Consider the following 3,533-nt stretch of genomic DNA (forward strand, 5'->3'; position numbering starts at 1 on the left):
GAAGCCATTCTGGAACTGTCGCAGGCCCTGGGCTGCGACCTGATCGTCATGGCTTCGCACGGCCGCCGCGGACTAGGCAAGCTGCTCCTCGGCAGCCAGACGGCGGAAGTGCTGTCCTACACGGAGATCCCGGTGCTGGTCGTGCGGTAGGGCTACTACGGATCGCATGCTCCATCGAAGCGGGTAATGACAATGTCGTTACGCTGTGCTAGATATGCGCAACGAAGGAGCCGTCCATGCCAACGTCACATCATCCGGTGCCGAAGAGCGTTCCGCTCAACATCCGCGTCAAGCCGGAAGTTCGCAATCTGATCGACCGCGCAGCCGAATTGCTCGGTAAGAATCGCACCGACTTCATGCTTGAAGCCTCGCAACGCGCCGCTGAGGAAGCGTTGCTCAACCGTCTCGTGTTTACCGTCGAACCGGATGTCTACGCTGCGTTTCTGGCACGCCTCGACGCGCCGCCGCAGCCCAACGACCGATTGCGCCGCACGATGACGACAAAGGCTCCGTGGGAAGCTGCGTGACGCTGTCGGTCCCGGTTCCACTCGCGGATCATCACGAACTCGGGGAATTTTCGTCGGGCATTACAGCGCTCGACGATTGGTTGAAAAAACGTGCTCGCACCAATCAAGCGGGCGGTGCATCCCGGACCTATGTGACTTGCAAAGGCAACCGTGTGATTGGCTACTATGCCGTTGCCAGCGGCGCCGTGAAAATGGTCGAAGCTTCCAGCCGTTTCCGGCGCAACATGCCCGATCCGATCCCCGTCGCAGTGCTAGGCAGGTTGGCCGTAGACCAAGCCTATCACGGTCGGGGCATCGGTCGGGCGCTGGTAAGGGATGCCGGTCTACGAATTCTCCAGGCTGCTGAAATACTGGGCATCAAAGGCATAGTGGTGCATGCGATTTCCGACGATGCCCGAGCTTTCTACATCACCATCGGGTTCGAGCCCTCGCCGGTCGAGCCGTTGACACTCATGGTCACGCTCGCTGATCTCAGCGAAAGCATTGGCTGACGACTTCCTGCCAGTGCTCTGGGGAAGTCCGGCGCCTAGAACACCAACTCCCCCACGAGATAGACCCCAAGCGCCAGCAACCCCGCGAAGAACACTTTGCGGAAGGTCTCGACGCTCATCTTCTGGCGCAGCGCCTGGCCGGCGAACATGCCGGCCAGCGCCGGCACAAGGGCTGCGACCGACCCCACCAGTTGCGCACTCGGCGACGCCAGGGCGCCTGCCTTGAACAACCCGATGGCGAGCGCCGCCGTCGACACGGTGAAGGACAGGCCGAGCGCCTGGATCAGGTCTTCTTTCTCCAGCCGCAGCGACTGCAGATAGGGCACCGCCGGGATGACGAAGACGCCGGTGGCGCCGGTGACCAGCCCGGTCGCCACCCCGACCAGCGGTGACATCAAGGCTTCGCGGCGCGCCGGCGTGGTGAAGCCGGCTTTGGCGAGGCCGAGGATCGCATAAAGCACCAGTGCGGCGCCCAGCCCCACTGAGGCCGCGCCCGTATGCGTGCCGGTCAGCAGGCCGGCGCCGGCAACGGTGCCGAGCATCACGCCGGCCATCATCGTCCACAGCCGCTTGCACAGCCGGGCGAAGGACGGGCCGGTCAGCAATTGCCAGAGGTTGGTAACCAGCGACGGGATCAAGAGCAGGGCAGCCGCCTGCGCCGGCGGCATCGTCACCGCCAGCAGGCCCATCGCAACGGTCGGCAGGCCCATGCCGACGACGCCCTTGACGAAGCCGGCGGCGAGGAACACGGCGCCGATCCAGGCGAGGATGCCGGCGCTCAGCATGATCGTATCTTCAGGGCCGGATCAGTCATGCAGCAGCATATCGGTTGCGTCGGCATCCGGGCTGGCGGCCTTTGCCGGCGCCGCATCGCGGCTGGTGGATACGACCGTCGCCGCGCATCCCCGCAGGCCTGATCCCGCTCGCGCCATGGCAAGGCCGGCCACCGCAATGGCCAGCACGATCGCCGTGCTTTCAAGAATGCCGAGCCGGCCTGATGTTCGTTCGTTCATCGCAATTCTCCTTCGAAACTGTTTGACGAAAATCCTGGCCGATCACAATGTGGAAGTTGCGCTGCCAGCCTTCGGCCACGACGAAGGCTGGTTGGCCGACCGCCTTCCCGGCGCTGAATATTCGCAGGAGCAAGAGAATGCGCTTCGATCTGGTCGATCTCCGCCTGTTCCTGCTGGTGGCCGAACGCGGCAGCATCACCCATGGCGCCGAGCTTGCCGGACTGGCCCTGGCGTCGGCCAGCGCCCGCATCAAGGGCATGGAGGAGCGGCTCGGCGCGCCGCTGCTGGAGCGCCGGCGCCGTGGGGTGGTGCCGACGGCGGCCGGACAGGCGCTGCTGCATCATGCGCGCGCGGTGCAGAACCAGATCGAAGCGATGACCGGCGACCTCGCCGCCTATGCCACCGGCCTGCGCGCCCGCGTCCGGCTGATGGCCAACACCGCCGCCACAGCCGAGTTGCTGCGCGAGATCCTGCCCGCCTTCCTTGTCGCGCATCCCGGCATCGACATCGAGCTCGACGAGCGCCCCAGCCATGAGATCGCGCAAGCCGTGGCCAGTGGTGCGGCCGATCTCGGCATCGCCGCCACCTGGGCCGGCCTTGCGCACCTCGAGCAGAAACCGTTCTTCATCGACCGGCTGGTGGTGATCGCCGCGCGAAACCGGCCCGGCCTTGAAGGCCGCACCGTCAACCTCACTGAGCTTCTCGGCGAATCTTTCGTCGGCCTCAGCACCGGCCATGCGCTGCAGGAGCACATCGCCCGCCAGGCGGCCCGCCTTGGCGGCCATCTGCATATCCGCATCCACGTTCCCGGCCTCGACAATGTCTGCCGGCTGGTCGCGCAAGGTGCCGGCATCGCCATCGTGCCGGAAAGTGCCGCCCGCCGCTCGGCGCGGACGCTACGCACACTGCGGCTGACCGATGACTGGGCAACGCGCCAGCTCAACCTCTGCGCCCGCCGCTTCGACGAGTTGACACCGCAGGCAAAATTGCTCGCGACAGCGCTGGCGTGAGCCGGACAGCGAGCACCTATCCCCATCAGCGCTGAATCATTGCCTTGCTTTTCAAATGTTCGTGACGTAGCTTGTTTGCACATTGGCAAAAAAATCGCCAAACTTTTTTCCTTTTGTGAAAGACGGGGACTTTGCGGGAACATCTCGATCTGACCGATCGGCGGCTGGTCAAACAGCTGTCGCAGGACGCCCAGCCGGGCATCAACCGGATCGCCGAGATATTGGCGATTTCGGTGCCGACGGTGCGCTCGCGGCTGCGCAACCTGCTCGACCGCAACCTACTCAAGATCGTCGGGCTGCTGAACCTGACCGAGCGCCCCGAGCTGATCTCCGCCATTGTCGGCATCAATGCCCAAGGGCGCGGCCGGGCCCGCGAACTGGCGCAGCGCATTGCCGAACTGCCTTTCGTCAATTCGGCCTCGGTGGTCACCGGACGCTTCGACATCATCGTCGACGTGACGGTGGCCGGTGACGTCGCCGATCTCTACCGCG

At 64.8% G+C, this 3,533-nt stretch carries 7 protein-coding genes; 5 read left to right on the forward strand and 2 right to left on the reverse strand.

The features are described from left to right. The 3 genes from EN884_RS29800 to EN884_RS29810 form a co-directional block, all read left to right on the forward strand. Positions 1-150: universal stress protein (locus tag EN884_RS29800; protein ID WP_164895235.1), on the forward strand; the 150-nt coding region annotated here is incomplete at its 5' end. An 86-nt stretch (positions 151-236) separates the two neighbouring features. Further along, positions 237-527 carry a DUF1778 domain-containing protein gene (locus tag EN884_RS29805; protein ID WP_013530564.1) on the forward strand — a complete coding sequence of 97 codons (291 nt, stop codon included), beginning with the start codon at positions 237-239 and terminating at the stop codon, positions 525-527. After that, complete coding sequence (locus EN884_RS29810; protein WP_063168651.1) at positions 524-1,018, forward strand: GNAT family N-acetyltransferase; 495 nt, start codon at positions 524-526, stop codon at positions 1,016-1,018. Before EN884_RS29805 ends, EN884_RS29810 begins: the two co-directional genes overlap by 4 nt. A gap of 35 nt (positions 1,019-1,053) precedes the next feature. On the opposite strand, the gene EN884_RS29815 is transcribed toward EN884_RS29810, so the two are convergent. Further along, positions 1,054-1,803 carry a sulfite exporter TauE/SafE family protein gene (locus EN884_RS29815; protein ID WP_063168652.1) on the reverse strand — a complete coding sequence of 250 codons (750 nt, stop codon included), beginning with the start codon at positions 1,801-1,803 and terminating at the stop codon, positions 1,054-1,056. Between the two features lie 21 nt (positions 1,804-1,824). Beyond that, entirely contained in the window at positions 1,825-2,031 is a 207-nt protein-coding gene (locus tag EN884_RS29820; protein ID WP_063168653.1) for a hypothetical protein, read from the reverse strand. Between the two features lie 137 nt (positions 2,032-2,168). Between EN884_RS29820 and EN884_RS29825 the strand changes: the two genes are divergently transcribed. Together EN884_RS29825 and EN884_RS29830 are read left to right on the forward strand one after the other, a co-directional pair. After that, positions 2,169-3,041: a LysR substrate-binding domain-containing protein gene (locus EN884_RS29825; protein ID WP_063170296.1), complete on the forward strand. Its 873-nt coding sequence runs from the start codon at positions 2,169-2,171 to the stop codon at positions 3,039-3,041. A 131-nt stretch (positions 3,042-3,172) separates the two neighbouring features. Continuing rightward, the coding region (locus tag EN884_RS29830) for a winged helix-turn-helix transcriptional regulator (RefSeq protein ID WP_128360909.1) at positions 3,173-3,533 on the forward strand (361 nt) is incomplete at its 3' end.

The sequence above is a fragment of the Mesorhizobium sp. M7A.F.Ca.AU.001.01.1.1 genome, assembly GCF_004022735.1.
Taxonomy (GTDB): domain Bacteria; phylum Pseudomonadota; class Alphaproteobacteria; order Rhizobiales; family Rhizobiaceae; genus Mesorhizobium; species Mesorhizobium ciceri.